The sequence below is a fragment of the Pseudomonas sp. Marseille-QA0892 genome, assembly GCF_054950135.1.
Map to the genome: position 1 here is coordinate 2,661,335 of NZ_CM143104.1, position 16,968 is coordinate 2,678,302.

At 59.3% G+C, this 16,968-nt stretch carries 14 protein-coding genes, 5 tRNA genes and 1 pseudogene; 4 read left to right on the forward strand and 16 right to left on the reverse strand.

Annotated elements, in window-relative coordinates; translation table 11 throughout:
* Window positions 1-225 precede the first annotated feature (225 nt).
* From asd to leuC, 5 genes and pseudogenes are all read right to left on the reverse strand, one after another.
* Window positions 226-1,338: an aspartate-semialdehyde dehydrogenase gene (gene asd / locus ACY8D3_RS12345; RefSeq protein WP_462379077.1), complete on the reverse strand. Its 1,113-nt coding sequence runs from the start codon at window positions 1,336-1,338 to the stop codon at window positions 226-228.
* Between the two features lie 57 nt (window positions 1,339-1,395).
* Window positions 1,396-2,478: a 3-isopropylmalate dehydrogenase gene (leuB, locus tag ACY8D3_RS12350; RefSeq protein WP_462379078.1), complete on the reverse strand. Its 1,083-nt coding sequence runs from the start codon at window positions 2,476-2,478 to the stop codon at window positions 1,396-1,398.
* Window positions 2,479-2,518: 40 nt separating this feature from the next.
* Window positions 2,519-2,617, reverse strand: a pseudogene (locus ACY8D3_RS12355) (SAM-dependent methyltransferase); the annotation flags it as partial.
* A 9-nt stretch (window positions 2,618-2,626) separates the two neighbouring features.
* Window positions 2,627-3,280, reverse strand: coding sequence for a 3-isopropylmalate dehydratase small subunit (leuD, locus tag ACY8D3_RS12360; protein ID WP_462379079.1), 654 nt, complete (start codon window positions 3,278-3,280; stop codon window positions 2,627-2,629).
* 10 nt (window positions 3,281-3,290) lie between these two features.
* Window positions 3,291-4,718, reverse strand: coding sequence for a 3-isopropylmalate dehydratase large subunit (gene leuC, locus ACY8D3_RS12365; protein WP_462384358.1), 1,428 nt, complete (start codon window positions 4,716-4,718; stop codon window positions 3,291-3,293).
* A 144-nt stretch (window positions 4,719-4,862) separates the two neighbouring features.
* Here leuC and ACY8D3_RS12370 point away from each other — a divergent pair, with 144 nt between their 5' ends.
* Window positions 4,863-5,744 carry a LysR family transcriptional regulator gene (locus ACY8D3_RS12370; protein ID WP_462379080.1) on the forward strand — a complete coding sequence of 294 codons (882 nt, stop codon included), beginning with the start codon at window positions 4,863-4,865 and terminating at the stop codon, window positions 5,742-5,744.
* Window positions 5,745-5,823: 79 nt separating this feature from the next.
* On the opposite strand, the gene ACY8D3_RS12375 is transcribed toward ACY8D3_RS12370, so the two are convergent.
* The 10 genes from ACY8D3_RS12375 to uvrB all read right to left on the reverse strand — a co-directional run bounded on the left by ACY8D3_RS12375 (window position 5,824) and on the right by uvrB (window position 13,150).
* Window positions 5,824-6,270: an Hsp20 family protein gene (locus ACY8D3_RS12375; protein WP_462379081.1), complete on the reverse strand. Its 447-nt coding sequence runs from the start codon at window positions 6,268-6,270 to the stop codon at window positions 5,824-5,826.
* A 208-nt stretch (window positions 6,271-6,478) separates the two neighbouring features.
* Window positions 6,479-7,465 carry a tRNA dihydrouridine synthase gene (locus ACY8D3_RS12380; RefSeq protein WP_462379082.1) on the reverse strand — a complete coding sequence of 329 codons (987 nt, stop codon included), beginning with the start codon at window positions 7,463-7,465 and terminating at the stop codon, window positions 6,479-6,481.
* Window positions 7,466-7,489: 24 nt separating this feature from the next.
* On the reverse strand, window positions 7,490-7,927 hold the full coding sequence (locus tag ACY8D3_RS12385; RefSeq protein ID WP_462379083.1) for an acyl-CoA thioesterase: 438 nt from the start codon (window positions 7,925-7,927) through the stop codon (window positions 7,490-7,492).
* 119 nt (window positions 7,928-8,046) lie between these two features.
* Window positions 8,047-8,122: transfer RNA gene (locus ACY8D3_RS12390), tRNA-Glu, on the reverse strand.
* Window positions 8,123-8,164: 42 nt separating this feature from the next.
* Window positions 8,165-8,240, reverse strand: a tRNA-Ala gene (locus ACY8D3_RS12395).
* 42 nt (window positions 8,241-8,282) lie between these two features.
* A tRNA-Glu gene (locus ACY8D3_RS12400) sits at window positions 8,283-8,358 on the reverse strand.
* 43 nt (window positions 8,359-8,401) lie between these two features.
* A tRNA-Ala gene (locus ACY8D3_RS12405) sits at window positions 8,402-8,477 on the reverse strand.
* 124 nt (window positions 8,478-8,601) lie between these two features.
* Complete coding sequence (gene gltX / locus ACY8D3_RS12410) at window positions 8,602-10,083, reverse strand: glutamate--tRNA ligase (protein WP_462379084.1); 1,482 nt, start codon at window positions 10,081-10,083, stop codon at window positions 8,602-8,604.
* 7 nt (window positions 10,084-10,090) lie between these two features.
* Window positions 10,091-11,029, reverse strand: coding sequence for a LysR family transcriptional regulator (locus tag ACY8D3_RS12415; protein ID WP_462379085.1), 939 nt, complete (start codon window positions 11,027-11,029; stop codon window positions 10,091-10,093).
* 108 nt (window positions 11,030-11,137) lie between these two features.
* Window positions 11,138-13,150 carry an excinuclease ABC subunit UvrB gene (gene uvrB, locus ACY8D3_RS12420; RefSeq protein ID WP_462379086.1) on the reverse strand — a complete coding sequence of 671 codons (2,013 nt, stop codon included), beginning with the start codon at window positions 13,148-13,150 and terminating at the stop codon, window positions 11,138-11,140.
* 286 nt (window positions 13,151-13,436) lie between these two features.
* Here uvrB and ACY8D3_RS12425 point away from each other — a divergent pair, with 286 nt between their 5' ends.
* Both ACY8D3_RS12425 and ACY8D3_RS12430 read left to right on the forward strand, forming a co-directional pair.
* Window positions 13,437-14,633 carry an amino acid aminotransferase gene (locus ACY8D3_RS12425; protein ID WP_462379087.1) on the forward strand — a complete coding sequence of 399 codons (1,197 nt, stop codon included), beginning with the start codon at window positions 13,437-13,439 and terminating at the stop codon, window positions 14,631-14,633.
* A gap of 80 nt (window positions 14,634-14,713) precedes the next feature.
* Window positions 14,714-14,789: transfer RNA gene (locus tag ACY8D3_RS12430), tRNA-Asn, on the forward strand.
* 635 nt (window positions 14,790-15,424) lie between these two features.
* Here ACY8D3_RS12430 and ttcA read toward each other — a convergent pair.
* Entirely contained in the window at window positions 15,425-16,249 is an 825-nt protein-coding gene (ttcA, locus tag ACY8D3_RS12435) for a tRNA 2-thiocytidine(32) synthetase TtcA (RefSeq protein ID WP_462384359.1), read from the reverse strand.
* Between the two features lie 213 nt (window positions 16,250-16,462).
* On the opposite strand from ttcA, the gene ACY8D3_RS12440 reads away from it, so the two are divergent.
* Window positions 16,463-16,957, forward strand: a complete 495-nt coding sequence (locus ACY8D3_RS12440; protein WP_462379088.1) for a SprT family zinc-dependent metalloprotease — start codon at window positions 16,463-16,465, stop codon at window positions 16,955-16,957.
* The last annotated feature ends 11 nt before the right edge of the window (window positions 16,958-16,968 follow it).

The window sequence follows — 16,968 nt, forward strand, 5'->3', positions numbered from 1 at the left end:
CACAAATTTACCGACAGGCAGAAAGTACGCGGCTTGAAGAGCTTGCCAGACATTGTCGGATTGCAGCTGTATACGCGTCCAAATGTGACGAATAACGGCACTCGAACTTGTGCTGCATATCTTCTAATGTTAGGTCGATAACTTGAACGCGCTTATAAGGACATTTTGATTAATTGCAAAAACACAAACGCCGGCTATTGCCGGCGTTTGTGTGAACGTTTGATATCAGCGCTCAAGCAAGATACGCAGCATGCGGCGCAGCGGCTCCGCGGCGCCCCATAGCAGCTGATCGCCTACAGTGAACGCACCGAGGAACTGAGAGCCCATGTTGAGCTTTCGCAGACGGCCGACAGGTACGCTCAATGTTCCGGTTACCGCCGTTGGAGAAAGCTCGCGCATGCTCGCTTCGCGATGGTTCGGCACCAGCTTAACCCAGGGATTGTGTTGACTGATCATGCCTTCAATGTCAGCCATTGGGACATCCTTGTTCAGCTTGATGGTCAGCGCCTGGCTGTGGCAGCGCATCGCGCCGACACGAACACAAATTCCATCTACCGGAATCGGTCGGTTGAAGCGACCGAGAATCTTGTTGGTCTCGGCTTGCGCCTTCCACTCTTCGCGGCTCTGGCCGTTCGGTAGTTCCTTGTCGATCCATGGGATCAGGCTACCTGCCAGCGGAACAGTGAAGTTTTCGACCGGGAACGCTTCGGCGCGCTGGATATCGGCGACCTTGCGATCGATATCCAGGATCGCGCTCGCAGGGTCTGCCAAGTCGTCCGCCACGGTGTCGTGAAGCACGCCCATCTGACGGATCAGTTCGCGCATGTTCTGTGCACCGGCACCGGATGCTGCCTGGTAGGTCATGGCACTCATCCATTCGACCAGACCGGCCTCGAACAGGCCACCGAGCGCCATGAGCATGAGACTAACGGTGCAGTTGCCGCCGATGAAATTGCGGGTACCGGCCTCAAGCTGTTGATCGATGACACGGCGGTTAACCGGATCCAATACGATGACGGCATCGTCCTGCATGCGGAGGCTCGACGCAGCGTCGATCCAGTAACCCTGCCAGCCCGCTTCGCGGAGCTTGGGGAAGACTTCACTGGTGTAGTCGCCGCCCTGGCAGGTCAGAATAACGTCGAGCGTCTTGAGCTCGTCGATACTGTATGCATCCTTGAGAGGCGAAGTGTCTTTACCAATGGAAGGCGCCTGCCCTCCTACATTGGACGTGGTAAAGAACACCGGCTCGATCAGGTCGAAATCGCGCTCTTCCAGCATCCGCTGCATGAGCACGGAACCCACCATGCCGCGCCAACCGATCAGACCTACACGTTTCATCTTGCGACTACCCTGAAAATAAATGAGCCCACCACGGCGAGTGGCGGGCCGAACAGATTACAGATTCCGCAGGGCTGCGACTACTGCATCGCCCATCGCCTGCGTGCCGACTTTGTTACAACCTTCCGACCAGATGTCACCGGTGCGCAGGCCTTGATCGAGCACATCGCTGACTGCCCGTTCGATCGCGTCCGCCGCTACAGTCTCCGCGAAGGTGTAGCGGAGCATCATCGACACCGAGAGGATGGTCGCAAGCGGATTTGCAATCCCCTGCCCGGCGATATCCGGTGCGGACCCGTGGCAGGGTTCGTACATGCCTTTGCCGTCCAGATCCAGCGATGCCGAAGGCAGCATACCGATGGATCCGGTGAGCATGGAGGCCTGATCCGACAGGATGTCGCCAAACATGTTGTCTGTCACGATCACATCGAACTGCTTTGGCGCGCGCACCAGTTGCATCGCTGCATTGTCAACATACATGTGCGAAAGCTCGACATCGGGATAATCGACGGCGACCGATTCGACAACCTCACGCCAGAGCTGACTCGAGGCCAGCACGTTTGCCTTGTCCACCGAACACAGCTTCCTATTGCGCAGGCGGGCCATGTCGAAACCAACCTTCGCAATCCGGCGAATTTCGCTCTCGCTGTAGGGCAGCGTGTCGAACGCCTTGCGTTCGCCGTTGGAGAGCGTCTCGACACCGCGGGGCTGGCCGAAATAGATGCCGCCCGTCAGCTCGCGAACGATAAGGATATCCAAGCCCGAGACTACTTCAGGCTTGAGCGTGGATGCGTTTGCGAGCTGAGGATACAGGATCGCAGGGCGCAGGTTTCCAAACAGGCCGAGCTGGGAGCGAATTTTGAGCAGGCCACGCTCGGGCCGGATATCCCGCTCGATCTTGTCCCACTTGGGACCACCGACGGCGCCGAGCAAAACCGCATCAGCATGGCGCGCGCGCTCCAGCGTTTCGTCAGCCAGGGGCACGCCGTGCTTATCGACCGCAGCGCCACCAATGACATCCTCGACCAGCGCGAAACCCAACGCGTATTTTTCGTTGGCAACGCTCAGTACCTTGACTGCTTCGGCCATGATTTCCGGGCCAATACCATCGCCCGGAAGTACCAGAATCTGCTTGCTCATCTCGTTCCCCTACCTGGCGCCGATCGTCTCGGGCGCCTCGCTATCTTTCAGCAATGATCACCAGCACATCCGTGCTAAACGATCCATCGCTCTTTATCTCGAAATAGTCCCGCACTTCCTGGCCAACCGATCGCTGTAACGCATTTTTTTACACGGCCTTGATCGCACCGAACAGCCAGGGCTGCGCGGCCTTGTGCGAGCCCTCGAACGCTTTGATAGCCTCGGCGTCCTGAAGCGTCAGGCCAATGTCGTCCAGGCCGTTGAGCAAGCAATGCTTACGGAACGCATCCACCTCGAACGCATAGGTTTTCCCGTCTGGACGCGTGACAGTCTGGGCGGCGAGATCGACCGTCAACGCGTATCCTTCGGTCATCTCGCATTGCTCGAACAATTCATCAACTTCTTCGTCCTTCAGGACGATCGGCAATAATCCGTTCTTGAAGCTGTTGTTGAAGAATATGTCGGCAAAGCTGGGCGCGATGACCGTGCGGAACCCATACTCGTCGAGCGCCCAGGGCGCATGTTCGCGCGAGGATCCGCACCCGAAATTTTCCCGAGCGAGCAACACACTCGCCCCTTGGTACCGCGGGAAATTGAGAACGAACTCGTGATTGATGGGTCGTTTCGAGTTGTCCTGGTTCGGTTGCCCGACGTCCAGATAACGCCACTCATCGAACAGGTTGGGACCGAAGCCGGTTCGCTTGATTGACTTGAGAAACTGTTTGGGGATGATCTGGTCGGTGTCCACGTTCGCACGATCGAGCGGGCAGACGAGACCGGTATGCTGGGTAAACGCTTTCATCGGGTACTCCTCAGGCCTGGACCAGTTCACGAACGTCAATGAAATGGCCGGTCACCGCAGCCGCGGCGGCCATTGCAGGGCTAACCAAGTGAGTACGCCCACCTGCACCTTGCCGACCTTCGAAGTTACGGTTCGAGGTCGAGGCGCAATGTTCGCCACTGCCAAGCTTGTCCGGATTCATGGCCAGGCACATCGAGCAGCCAGGCTCCCGCCACTCGAAGCCCGCTTCGACGAAGATCCTGTCGAGACCCTCGGCCTCGGCCTGCTGCTTTACCAGACCGGAACCCGGGACGACCATGGCCTGAATGACATTCGCGGCAACCTTCCGGCCCTTCGCCACTTCGGCGGCCGCCCGGAGGTCTTCTATACGTGAGTTGGTACAGGAACCGATGAAGACTCGATCCAGCTTGATATCGGTAATCGGCTGATTGGCAGACAACCCCATGTATTTCAACGCGCGCTTGATGGAGTCGCGGCGAGTCGGATCCGCCTCCTGCTCGGGGTCCGGTACGCGCTGATCGACCGCCAGCACCATTTCCGGCGAAGTGCCCCAACTGACCTGCGGCTTGATGTCCTCTGCGCGCATTTCCACAACGGTATCGAAGTGCGCGTCCTCGTCCGAGACGAGATCCTTCCAGAGGGCGACAGCCGCGTCCCAGTCCGCCCCCTTCGGCGCGAACGGCAGCCCTTCGACATAGGCAATCGTCTTGTCGTCGACCGCGACCATGCCCACTCGGGCGCCTGCCTCGATCGACATGTTGCAGATGGTCATCCGCCCTTCCATCGACAAGTCCCGAATGGCGCTGCCAGCAAACTCCAACGCGTGCCCGTTGCCTCCGGCAGTACCGATCTTGCCAATAACCGCGAGCACGATGTCCTTGGCCGTCACACCGAACGGCAGCGTCCCTTCGACGCGCACCTGCATGTTCTTCATTTTCTTCGCGACAAGGCACTGCGTGGCCAGTACGTGCTCGACTTCAGATGTACCGATACCATGAGCCAGCGCACCGAACGCTCCGTGGGTAGACGTGTGCGAGTCGCCACAGACGACAGTCATGCCAGGCAGCGTGGCGCCCTGCTCAGGGCCAATGACATGGACGATTCCCTGGCGCACGTCATTCATCTTGAATTCGAGGATGCCGAACTCATCGCAGTTCTCGTCCAGGGTTCTCACCTGAATCCGGGACACTTCGTCTGCGATCGCGTCGATACCACCCCGGCGCTCATCACGCGTCGTCGGAACGTTGTGATCTGGTGTGGCGATGTTGGCGTCGACACGCCATGGCTTGCGCCCCGCAAGACGTAGGCCTTCAAAGGCTTGCGGCGATGTGACTTCGTGAAGAATGTGGCGATCGATGTAAATGAGCGAAGAGCCGTCGTCGCGGCGCTTCACCTCATGCATGTCCCACAGCTTGTCGTAAAGCGTCTTTCCAGCCATCAGGGCGATCCTCATCAGCCTTTCTATGGGGCGGGCTTAGCCCTTCCACTTATAGGGTCAATGCTAGGCCGAGGCTTCGAATAACTCCAATTCATCTTTATCATGGGCTGGATTCCATACAGGAATAGCAAATCAGGATCGACCATGGATCTCGCTAATCTGAATGCCTTCATTGCCGTGGCAGAAGCGCGTAGCTTCTCGCTTGCTGCCGAACGCCTCTATGTGACGCAGCCAGCCGTGAGTAAGCGCATCGCAGCGCTCGAGCAGCAACTCGATACGCGCCTCTTCGATCGCATAGGGCGAGAGGTCACACTGACGGAGGCCGGCCAGGCCTTGCTTCCCCGGGCGTATCGAATCCGACATGAACTGGATGACACGCGACGGGCATTGGCCAACCTGAGTGGCCAGGTCAGCGGCCGGCTGAGCCTTGCGACCAGCCACCACATAGGGCTGCATCGCCTACCGCCCCTGCTTCGCGCATTTACGCGCGCATTCCCGCAGGTAGCCTTGGATATCCAGTTCCTGGATTCAGAGGTGGCGTATGAGGAGGTCCTTCACGGCCGCGTGGAACTGGCCGTCATTACACTCGCGCCGCAGACGAATGCGCCGATCGCAGCCACTCGTGTGTGGGATGATCCTCTGGATTTCGTGGTTGCACCGGAGCATCCGCTGGCTCAGTTGCCGCATGTCACGTTGGACGATATCAGTGCGCACCCTGCCGTCTTTCCAGGCGAAAACACCTTCACGCATCACATCGTCAGGCAACTCTTCGCGTCACGCGGACTGACCCCCAACGTGGCCATGAGCACGAACTATCTTGAAACCATCAAGATGATGGTTTCCATCGGCCTGGCCTGGAGCGTGCTGCCCCGGACCATGCTGGATGGACAGGTGGTTGGTCTGAGCCTCAACGGAATCCGCATCGATCGCGAACTGGGCTATATCGTGCATACCGACCGCACATTGTCCAATGCAGCGAGGGCCTTCATGTCGCTGCTTGACGACGAGCAGGTCAGGCAGTCCTGACATCATGAACGACGATGCCCGCCAAGGGCGGGCATCGGTTAGCGCAGAGCGAGCGATTCAAATACGCTCATCCGCTCGATCAGTTCTCCAGCGCCGGACGCTGTGCACCAATCGGGATGCGCTTAGGTTTGGCCTCTTCGGGCACCATCCGAACCAGTTCGATATTCAACAGGCCGTTCTTCAGTTCGGCGCCGCGAACCTCGATGTGATCTGCCAGGCGGAACGACAACTTGAACGCCCGCTGTGCGATGCCCTGGTGCAGATAGGTGACGCTTTCCTCACCTCGATCGCGTTTACCGCCGTTGACCGTCAGTACACCGCGCTCGACTTGCAGCTCGAGGTCTTCTTCCTGGAAACCGGCCGCCGCCACCACGATGCGGTACTGGTCGTCACCGTGCTTCTCGACGTTGTAGGGAGGATAGGAGGTGCCATTCTCGTTACGCAGGGCCGACTCAAACAGATCGTTGAACCGATCGAAGCCAATGGACTGGCGGAACAGAGGGGCAAGGGACAGTACGTTGCTCATGAATATCTCCTGAGTGATCAGCAAGTTTTTCAAACAGGGACCCGACTTCGGCATCCCCGTACTCACCTAGATAGGTACAGGCAAACCGTTTTCAACACCCCGGGAGCAAAATTTTCTGGGGACGGCGACGAACGTCACTGCGTGGCGAGGAGCAGGCCAGCGATAGGCTTACCGCGCTATGGCGGTGGGATCACAGAGGCCTTGCGCCTCAGGCGCGCTTTTCGAAATCAGCGATTGGTGCATCGTTAACGATTGCCACGCCGAGCAGCCTGTCGATGACCTCGCAGTCGCTCTCCCGGCGGATGGCTGCAAACAGCGCAACCGCCTCCGGATAGGTTCGCGTCAACATGCCCAACCACTGCTTCAACCGCCCCGGTGCATAACGCGGCGCCAGTTTGCGGCGCGCCTGCACCCAGAAGTCCTGCAGCAGCGGCGTGAGTGCGGCCCAAGTCATTGGCTCGACTGGGACCCCTTGCTTTTCAGCGGCGATCTGTCGAGCCAGATCCGGGCGGGATACCAAGCCGCGCCCCAACATGACGTCCCGCGCCCCGCTGATTTCACGGCAGCGCTGCCAGTCTTCGAGCGTCCAGATTTCACCGTTGGCAAACACCGGCACCGCGACGGCGTCCTGCACGCGCGCAATCCACTCCCAGTGGGCTGGCGGCTTGTATCCGTCCATCTTGGTCCGTGCATGCACGACGATTTGGGCCGCGCCACCTTGCGCCAGCGCACGCGCGCAGTCCAATGCACCATCGGGGCTGTCATAGCCGAGGCGCATCTTGGCCGTCACCGGAATGTTAGAAGGCGTACCGCGCCGGACAGCCTCTACGATCGTATGCATCAACTCAGGCTCACGCAGCAATACTGCGCCACCCCGGGACTTGTTGACGGTCTTGGCCGGACAGCCGAAATTCAGATCGATTACAGGCGCTCCTAGCGTACAAGCCAATGCGGCATTGTCCGCCAGACAGGCAGGATCAGAACCAAGCAATTGAACTCGCATCGGCGTGCCGGCGGCTGTACGTGCGCCGCTGCCGAGCTCTGGGGCAAGCTTCTGGAAATGCTCGCGGGTCAACAGGCGGTCGCTCACCCGAATGAACTCGGTAACGCACCAATCAATGCCTCCTACCCGCGTCAGTACATCACGCAGGATCTCGTCAACGAGGCCTTCCATGGGGGCCAGGGCTATCTGCATGGCTTGTCCTTTGACTGCACGGCTCTACCCCTGGATCAATGCCTGTCCGTAGCGCTCGAGAAACAGCTCGGGCATGCGCTTTGGCCGCCCGCTCGACATTTCGATGCAAACGAACGTGGTGACCGCGCGGAGCAGGGTCGCATCGTCCGCCGGCCTCACCAATTGGAAATGACGATCCATGCGTAGGCGGTGGTCGGTCGTAACGATCCAGGTGGCCAACACCAGGGTTTCACCCGCATGGGCAGGGACGAGATAGTCGATTTCGTGCCGGTGGACGGCCATGGCTCGGTCGAGCGACTGATAGACGTCAAGGCCGATCCCCAGCGCCTCGGAATGCGCCCAGGCACAGCGCTCCATCCAGGTAACGTATACCGCGTTGTTCACGTGACCCAGGCCATCGACATCGGCACTGCCGACCTGAATATCAAGCGTGAACGGCTTGGCGATGTAATCCAGCTTCATGTGACGGATCCTGTCGAACGGTTGCTTCAGAAGGACGCCTGAAAACCTTCGGCCCAGAAAACAAAAAGGGCCATCGAAATAGTGATGACCCTTCAATCCCAACATGTGGATTACAAAAATGGCGTCCCCTAGGGGACTCGAACCCCTGTTACCGCCGTGAAAGGGCGGTGTCCTAGGCCACTAGACGAAGGGGACGAAACCTTCGACGACTCCGACAATACGAAGCCGCTGGCAATTTGGTGGAGCTAGACGGGATCGAACCGTCGACCTCTTGCATGCCATGCAAGCGCTCTCCCAGCTGAGCTATAGCCCCAATTTAACGTCTGGCGACGGCACCTGGCCGGTGCGAGCAATATGGCGTCCCCTAGGGGACTCGAACCCCTGTTACCGCCGTGAAAGGGCGGTGTCCTAGGCCACTAGACGAAGGGGACGAAACCTTCTGCAATTTCCCCGGTGAGGAAATCACTGGAAAATTGGTGGAGCTAGACGGGATCGAACCGTCGACCTCTTGCATGCCATGCAAGCGCTCTCCCAGCTGAGCTATAGCCCCGTCTCAAGGACGGGGCGCATATTAGGCAGGCACCCCATCGCTGTCAACAGTATTTTCCAGGTAACGCAAAAAATTTGGGCCGAAGAACAATTACTTAACGATGCCCTTCGGCAGCGGAGTTGTATTAGGCAATAGACGCGAGCCGCTTCTCCCACTCCTTGGTTTCTTTCTTCGAGACCCCTCCGAGCGCCTCGAGCGCCTGCCGCAGACGGAAGCGCGTGAGATCCGGACCCAGGATCTCCATGGCGTCCAATACGGACACGGAGCTGGCCTGCCCCGTGATCGAAGCGAACAGCAGCGGCATCAGGTCGCGCAGCTTGAGCTCCAAGTGCTCCCCGACCGCCTGGATGCAGCCGGTGATACGGTCCTTCTCCCATTGGCGCAGTGCCTCGAGCTTCCAGAGGATCAGCTGCATCGCCAGGCGTACGCCATCGCCATCGAGCTTCTTATGGGCGAAAAGTGCCGGGTCGGGCTGCACGCTTCCTGAGAAGAAGAAACCCGCCAATGGTGCAACCTGGGAGAAGGTCTCGACCCTGCCCTGTACCAGTGGCGCAATCTTCATCAGGTATTCGGGATTGAGCGCCCAGCGCTGGACTTCGGCAGCAAAACGATCCACAGGCAACTCGCGGATCCACTGGCCGTTCAGCCAGGACAGCTTCTCCAGATCAAAGATCGGGCCGCCAAGCGACACGCGCGAAAGGTCGAAGTGCTCGACCATCTCATCCAACGTGAACTTCTCACGCTCGTCCGGCATGGACCACCCCATGCGGCCGAGGTAGTTCAGCATTGCCTCGGGCAGGAAGCCCATGCGCTGGTAAAACGTAATCGAAGTAGGATTCTTGCGCTTGGAAAGCTTGCTCTTGTCCGGGTTGCGCAGAAGCGGCATATAGCAAAGCTGCGGTTGTTCCCAGCCGAAGTATTCGTAAAGCTTGATGAGCTTCGGTGCAGACGGCAGCCACTCCTCGCCGCGCAGGACGTGCGTGATGCCCATCAAGTGATCGTCTACGACGTTCGCCAGGAAGTACGTCGGCAAACCATCGGCCTTCATCAGGACCTGCATGTCCATGCGATCCCACGGAATCTCGACATCACCACGCAGCATGTCCGGCACCACACAGACGCCTTCGGTCGGCACTTTCATGCGGATAACGTGCGGTTCGCCCGCTGCCAGCCGGCGCTGGACCTCGTCTGTGGACAAATCAAGACCGCGCCCATCGTAACGGGGGGTCTCGCCACGCGCGATCTGCTCGGCACGCATCTGGTCGAGCTCTTCTGGCGTTGCGAAGCAATAGAACGCATGCCCTTTGTCGACCAGCTCCTTCGCGTATTTCTGGTAAATCTCCCCGCGCTCGCTCTGACGATAGGGCCCGTGCGGCCCACCTACGTCCGGGCCTTCGTTCCATTCGATACCCAACCAGCGCAAGGCGTCGAAGATCTGCTGCTCGGACTCGCGCGTCGACCGCACCTGGTCGGTGTCCTCGATGCGCAGGACGAACTCACCGCCGTGCTGGCGAGCGAAGCACAGGTTGAACAGGGCAATGTAGGCGGTACCGACATGCGGATCACCAGTGGGCGACGGCGCAATACGGGTGCGGACTTTGGTCATGGGTATCTCAGGTCGAAGATGCGGAGGAAAATGTGGATTTTAACAGCGGGGCTGGCTGTGGCTCCACCGATTCGGCCCAAGGCGAAGCCAGGCTCTTCATCAGGAAATCAAGGAAGGTCTTGACCTTCATGGCCTGGAAGCGTCGGGACGGATAAACCGCATACACCTCGCCGACAGGCAAGCGCGCATCGGGTAGCAAACGAACCAGGCTTCCGTTGCGAACGGCGGCGTCACCGATCATGAAGGGCAGCCCCGCGATGCCGGCACCCGCCAACGTCGCCTCGCGGGCAAACGTGATGTTGTTGCAGGACAGAACGCGTTGGCACGGCACGTGCTCATCCATCAGCGGCCAGATACGTGGCGAGTCCTGGGGAAGCAGGATCGCCCGGTGATCAGCGAGTTCCGCCAGCGTCCCGGGGGTGCCGTGCGCTTCCAGATAGGCAGGACTGGCGCAAAGCATGCGCCCATTCTCGAACAGCTTGCGCGCGATCAGTGTGGAATCCTGTGGCTGGCCCAACATGATGGCGATGTCGACGCCCTCCTCTACCGGATCCACATGGCGAGAGGTCAATTCGACTTCGGCAGTGATGAGTGGATACTGCTGCATGAACTCGCCCAACACGCGGCCCATGAAGAGCTGACCAAACTCGATAGGCGTCGTGATCTTCAACAAACCGGCCGGGGCCTGCTGGAGCTGCATGACCGCCTGCTCGGCTTCGGCAAAGTCCAGCATGATCTGCCGGCAGCGCTCGTAATAGGCCTGGCCCACTTCGGTCAGGCGTAGCTTGCGGGTGGTACGGTTGAGCAAACGAACACCCAGGCGCTCTTCCAGCAACGCGATGCGTCGACTGACCGTGGATTTCTGCATACCCAGGTTCTGCGCCGCCTGGGTAAACCCGTGGCACTCGACGACACGGGTGAAGATCAACGCGTCATCCAACCCCATTGAAGTAGCTCCTTGAAACACAAAGCGCCCAGCTTATAGCGGGTTGCATACAAGGAACACAGAAAATCATCGTACGCCCCTTCCACATCGACGGTCGGGGCGCCGCGATCACACTTGAAGCAGGCGCTGACGCAGGCTCTGGATTTCGTCACGCAAGCCTGCAGCGGCCTCGAATTCCAGATCGCGCGCGAACTGCATCATCTTCTCTTCGAGCTGACGGATGCGTTTGTTGATCTCGCTGGGCGAGCGCAGCTCCTGCTCATATTTGCCGCTGTCCTCGGCAACCTTGGCAAGCCCACGACGCTTACCCCGCGCACCGGGCACATTCGCCCCTTCCAGGATATCGTTGATGTCCCGCTTGACGCCCTTGGGCACGATGCCGTGCGCCTCGTTGAAGGCCACCTGCTTGGCACGACGGCGGTCAGTCTCGTCGATAGCGCGCTTCATCGAGCCTGTCATGGCATCGGCATACAGAATCGCCCGGCCGTTCAGATTTCGTGCAGCTCGGCCGATGGTCTGGATCAACGATCGTTCAGAACGCAGGAAGCCCTCTTTGTCAGCATCCAGGATGGCCACCAAAGAAACCTCGGGCATGTCGAGTCCCTCACGTAGCAGGTTGATGCCGACCAGTACGTCGAATGTGCCCATACGCAGATCACGGATAATTTCGACGCGCTCGACGGTATCGATGTCCGAGTGGAGGTACCGAACGCGCACATCGTGGTCCGACAGATAGTCGGTGAGGTCTTCCGCCATGCGTTTGGTGAGTGTCGTCACCAACACACGCTCGTCGCTCGTGACCCGCTTCTTGATCTCGGACAGCAGGTCGTCCACCTGTGTGGTGGCCGGGCGGATCTCGATTTCCGGATCGACCAGGCCGGTAGGCCGCACGACCTGCTCGATAACGCGGCCGGCATGCTCTTCTTCGTAAGGCCCGGGTGTGGCGGACACGAAGATCGTCTGGGGGCTGATGGCTTCCCATTCTTCGAACCGCAAAGGCCGGTTGTCCAGTGCAGACGGCAGACGGAAGCCGTATTCCACAAGCGTTTCCTTGCGCGATCGATCGCCCTTGTACATGGCCCCCACCTGGGGCACGGAAACGTGCGACTCGTCGATCACCAGCAGTGCATTTGCCGGCAGGTAGTCATACAGCGTCGGCGGCGGCTCACCTGGGCCGCGTCCCGACAGATAGCGGGAATAGTTTTCGATGCCGTTGCAGTATCCAAGCTCGAGCATCATCTCGAGATCGAAGCGCGTACGTTGCTCCAGCCGCTGCGCCTCGACGAGCTTGTGATTCTCGCGCAGGTAGTCGAGGCGATCCTTGAGTTCGATCTTGATGCGATCGACGGCCTCGAGTAGCGTCTCGCGAGGTGTCGCATAGTGCGTCTTGGGGAAGAACGTGAAACGTGGCAGCTTGCGAATGATCTCGCCCGTCAGCGGATCGAATGCGGCAATGTTCTCCACCTCGTCGTCGAATAGCTCGATACGAACGGCTTCCAGCTCGGACTCCGCCGGGAATACGTCGATCACGTCTCCGCGTACCCGGAACGTCGCACGCGCGAAGTCCATCTCGTTACGCGTGTACTGCAATTCGGTCAGCCGGCGTAGCAATTCGCGTTGATCCATGCGGTCGCCGCGGTCGACGTGCAGAACCATCTTCAGATAGGTCTCAGGGCTACCCAGACCGTAGATGCACGAGACCGTCGTGACGATGATGGCATCGGACCGTTCCAGCAATGCCTTCGTCGCGGATAGGCGCATCTGCTCGATGTGGTCGTTGATCGACGAATCCTTCTCGATGTAGGTATCCGACGAAGGAACGTAGGCTTCCGGCTGGTAATAGTCGTAGTAGGAAACGAAGTACTCGACCGCGTTATTCGGGAAGAACGTCTTGAACTCACCGTACAACTGGGCGGCCAGCGTCTTGTTCGGCGCCAGGATCATCGTCGGCCGCTTAACCTGAGCGATCACGTTGGCAATGCTGAACGTCTTGCCCGAGCCGGTCACCCCAAGCAGTGTCTGGTGTGACAGGCCGGCCTCCAGCCCCTCGACCATCTGCCGGATTGCCTCCGGCTGGTCACCGGCGGGCTCAAATTGGGTAGAGAGTTGAAACTCGGCCATTCACTGCACCTCAAAAGCCTGGGCCGGTCGCCATGCTCCAATGGAGCGCAGCGCAGCGGCGGAAAAACATCGGATTGCGGTCCGGCGATGATGGGCGGCACCGGCTGGCACCATGGCCATCCGTAGAAAACCACTGCGATCCGACGACGGCGTGTTTTCATACAGAACCTACGCGTTGATCATATCGCAGGTGTCAATAGGGCCCGCTATACTACCGCCCCGCCTGCACAGCCCCCGCAGGAGCGCGGGGGCTGAACTATCACCTCTTTCTTCGAGCCCCCTCACCATGAGTTTGTTCTCTTCCGTTGAAATGGCCCCTCGCGATCCGATCCTGGGCCTTAACGAAGCCTTCAACGCCGATACGCGCCCCGGCAAGGTCAATCTGGGCGTTGGCGTGTACTACAACGAAGAAGGACGAATTCCGCTGCTGCGTGCCGTAGCTGAAGCCGAGAAGGCACGCATTGCGGCCCACGCCCCGCGCGGCTACTTGCCGATCGAAGGTATCGCGGCGTATGACCAGGCCGTTCAGAACCTCCTCTTTGGCGCGAGCTCGCATCTCATTGCAGAAGGTCGCTGTGTAACTACCCAGGCGATTGGCGGCACCGGCGCTCTGAAGATCGGCGCAGACTTCATCAAGCGTCTTCAGCCCGGCGCGGTCGCGGCGATCAGCGACCCGAGCTGGGAAAACCATCGCGCCCTGTTCGAAGCCGCCGGCTACGAGGTTCGTAACTATCGTTACTATGACGCCCAGACCCATGGCGTGAACCGTACCGGCATGCTCGAAGATCTTGCCGCTCTGCCGCCAGGGTCCGTGGTCGTACTGCATGCGTGCTGCCATAACCCGACCGGTGTCGACCTGAGCCTTGACGACTGGAAGGCTGTGCTCGAAGTCGTCCGTGAGCGCGAGCTGATCCCTTTCCTGGACATCGCCTATCAGGGCTTCGGCGACGGTATCAAAGAGGACTCGGCCGCTATCGACCTCTTCGCTGAGTCGGGGTTGGCGTTCTTTGTTTCCAGCTCGTTCTCCAAATCCTTTTCGCTGTACGGCGAACGTGTCGGTGCGTTGACTATGGTGACCGCGTCGCGCGACGAGGCCGGCCGCGTCCTCTCGCAGGTGAAGCGCGTCATTCGTACCAACTACTCGAACCCGCCAACGCATGGTGCCATCGTCGTCGCGTCCGTGCTGAACAGCCCCGAGCTGCGCGCCCTTTGGGAGCACGAGCTTGGCGAGATGCGTGAGCGCATTCGTGAGATGCGGGTTGCGATGGTGGACAAGCTCGCAGCATTGAATGCCTCGCGCGACTTCAGCTTCGTAGCGCGCCAGCGCGGGATGTTCTCCTACTCGGGCCTCACGGCTGATCAAGTGGAACAGCTGCGCAACGAGTTCGGCATCTATGCCGTCTCGACAGGCCGAATCTGCGTCGCCGCCCTGAACCGCAACAACCTCGACACCGTGACAAACGCTATCGCAGCGGTGCTGTGATAGCGGTCTGCGGAGCCGTCGGATGCGGCTGCGCAGATGCTTGACTTTGTGTTTTGAATCAGTAGGATACGCACCGTCGTTCCGCGATAGCTCAGTCGGTAGAGCAAATGACTGTTAATCATTGGGTCCCTGGTTCGAGTCCAGGTCGCGGAGCCAAATTAAAACCCCAGGTGAAAGCCTGGGGTTTTTTATTGCCTGCCGGATACTTCAGCCTATGCGTAGGGCTTCCGCCGAAACCGCGCAATCAACGATGCCGATAGTGCCTGGTACATCAGCGAGCCGGATTCATCCGGGCCGCGTCACCCAAATTTCGAGTGAACGGTGGATTACGCCTTCGGCTAATCCACCCTACGAATAGCATGTAGGGCGAATCCCGCAGGGCTTCCGCCGGAACCGCGCGATCAACGATGTCGATAGTGCCTGGTACATCAGCGAGCCGGATTCATCCGGGCCGTGTCACCCTAATCTCGAGGTGAACGGTGGATTACGCCTACGGCTAATCCACCCTACGAATAGCATGTAGGGCGGAATCCCGTAGGGCTTCCGCCGGAACCGCGCAATCAACGATGTCGATAGTGCCCGGTACATCAGCGAGCCGGATTCATCCGGGCCGCGTCACCGTAATTTCGAGGTGAACGGTGGATTACGCCTTCGGCTAATCCGCCCTACGGATCTAATCCACGCTACGCCGTGCCTGGCTCGGCGCAGGGTGTGAGCCCAAAGGGCTGGCAACCGAAAATCAGCCGGCGGCCCTGGGAGGGCTGGCTACGGTTAACCTATCGCAAAGGCCTTCACAGGCTCATGACGTCCAAAAAGCGCGGGGCCGCGGACTCATCGATGCGTAGGCTGGTGAAATCGAATAGATTGCGGTCTGCCAGCTGGGACGGAACAACGTTCTGCAGCGCGCGGAACATGATCTCGGTACGGCCCGGCGACTTGCGCTCCCACTCCTGCAGCATTTCCTTCACGACCTGACGTTGCAGGTTCTCCTGCGAGCCGCACAGGTTGCACGGAATGATTGGAAACTCACGTAGACGCGAATACGCCTCGATATCGGCCTCGTTGCAGTAGGCCAGCGGGCGGATCACCACGTTGCGACCATCGTCGGATCGCAGCTTTGGTGGCATGGCCTTCAGCGTACCGCCGTAGAACATATTCAAAAAGAAGGTTTCAAGGATGTCATCACGATGGTGACCAAGCGCCATCTTGGTCGCGCCGATTTCATCTGCATAGGTGTACAGCGTGCCGCGGCGCAGGCGCGAACATAGCGAGCAGGTGGTCTTGCCTTCCGGAATCTTCTCCTTCACCACCGAGTACGTGTCCTTCTCGATGATGTGGTAGGCCACCCCTATGGACTCGAGATATTGCGGCAGAACGTGCTCGGGAAAACCGGGCTGTTTCTGGTCCATATTGACCGCGACGATCTCAAAGCTGATAGGCGCTACCTTCTGCAGGTAGAGCAGCACATCGAGCATGGTGTAACTGTCCTTTCCGCCAGACAGGCAGACCATGACCTTGTCGCCGTCTTCGATCATATTGAAGTCGGCGACCGCCTCCCCGACCTGGCGGCGAAGGCGCTTCTGCAGTTTGTTCTGGTTGACCGAAAGGGTGCCCATGCTGATAACGAAATCCACGTAGAAAGACTGCGATGCCCATCGACCTGTACCAACCGGCCGATGGAACTCAAAGGCTGCGCATTTTACGTGTTATTGCCAATCCGCCCAGCCTCGGTCGACGAAAACCTGCGTCCCACTCAAACATTCGTCGTTCCGGGTCCACACGCCCTGCCGACGTCATGCATAATTGACGTCCGCAATGAGAACCGCACCATGCCCGAGCAGCTACACGCACGCGTCGAGGCCTGTTACCAGCTGGCCGAACAATTCTTCAAACGCTCCTTCCCCCGCCCTGATGTCAGCATGAAGCTGCGAGGACAAAAAGCAGGCGTCGCGCATCTGCACGAGAATCGGCTGCGCTTCAATGCCAAGCTTTACCAGGACAATCGCGACCATTTCCTGCAGCAAACCGTTGCCCACGAAGTCGCACACCTGATAGCACACCAATTGTTCGGTGACCGCATTCAGCCCCACGGCGAGGAATGGCAGTTGGTCATGCGGGGTGTGTATGAGCTGCCGCCCGATCGATGCCATACCTATGCAATCGAAAGGCGCCCGCGTACGGCTTACCTGTATGAATGTGGCTGCCCGGAGCGTGAGTTTCCGCTTACATCGCGCCGTCATGCGCTCATCAAGCAGGGCCGTCGATACATCTGCCGCGCCTGTAAGCAAACCCTCACCTATAGTGGACGACTGGAAAACGCTTGATGCAGGGACGG